This window comes from Pseudomonas sp. P5_A12, assembly GCF_056400685.1.
The window spans coordinates 1-1,298 of the sequence record NZ_JBFUKU010000579.1; the positions used below are offsets into that span (position 1 = coordinate 1).

Sequence of the window (1,298 nt, forward strand, 5' to 3'; positions counted from 1 at the left end):
GATGACCACCGTGGGTTCTCAGGACACCACCGGTCCGATGACCCGTGACGAACTGAAAGACCTGGCGTGCCTGGGCTTCTCCGCTGATCTGGTGATGCAGTCCTTCTGCCACACCGCGGCTTACCCTAAGCCGATCGACGTGACCACCCACCACACCCTGCCAGACTTCATCATGACCCGCGGCGGCGTTTCCCTGCGTCCGGGCGACGGCATCATCCACAGCTGGCTGAACCGCATGCTGCTGCCGGACACCGTCGGCACCGGTGGTGACTCCCACACCCGTTTCCCGATGGGCATTTCGTTCCCGGCCGGTTCCGGTCTGGTTGCGTTTGCCGCTGCCACCGGCGTTATGCCGCTGGACATGCCGGAATCGATCCTGGTGCGCTTCAAAGGCAAGATGCAACCGGGCGTCACCCTGCGTGACCTGGTTCACGCCATTCCTTACTTCGCGATTCAGGCTGGCCTGTTGACCGTTGAGAAGAAAGGCAAGAAGAACGCCTTCTCCGGCCGCATCCTGGAAATCGAAGGCCTGGACAACCTGAGCATCGAACAGGCTTTCGAGCTGTCCGACGCCTCGGCCGAACGTTCGGCTGCCGGTTGCACCATCAAGCTGTCGAAAGAGTCGATCACCGAGTACCTGAGCTCCAACATCACCCTGCTGCGCTGGATGATCGGCGAAGGCTACGGCGATGCACGTACTCTGGAACGTCGTGCTCAAGCGATGGAAGCCTGGATTGCCAACCCTGAGTTGATGGTTGCCGATGCTGACGCCGAATACGCTGAAATCATCGAAATCGACCTGAACGACATCAAAGAGCCTGTGCTCTGCGCGCCAAACGACCCGGACGACGCCCGTCTGCTGTCCAGCGTTGCTGGCGAGAAAATCGACGAAGTGTTCATCGGTTCGTGCATGACCAACATCGGTCACTTCCGCGCTGCCGGCAAGTTGCTGGATCAGGTCAAAGGTCAGCTGCCAACCCGTCTGTGGCTGTCGCCGCCGACCAAGATGGACGCTCACCAGCTGACCGAAGAAGGCTACTACGGCATCTACGGCAAGGCCGGCGCACGCATGGAAATGCCGGGCTGCTCGCTGTGCATGGGTAACCAGGCACGTGTAGAGCCGAACGCCACTGTAGTGTCGACTTCGACCCGTAACTTCCCGAACCGTCTGGGTGACGGCGCAAACGTCTACCTGGCCTCGGCCGAGCTGGCGTCTGTGGCTTCCATCCTGGGTCGCCTGCCAACCGTCGAGGAGTACATGGAATACGCGGGCAAGATCGACAGCATGGCGGCCGATG

1 protein-coding gene is annotated in these 1,298 nt (G+C 60.9%); it reads left to right on the forward strand.

Features of this window, described 5'->3' with window-relative positions:
- A partial coding sequence (locus AC1DSG_RS31235) for a bifunctional aconitate hydratase 2/2-methylisocitrate dehydratase (protein ID WP_477794305.1) occupies window positions 1-1,298 on the forward strand: 1,298 nt, incomplete at both ends.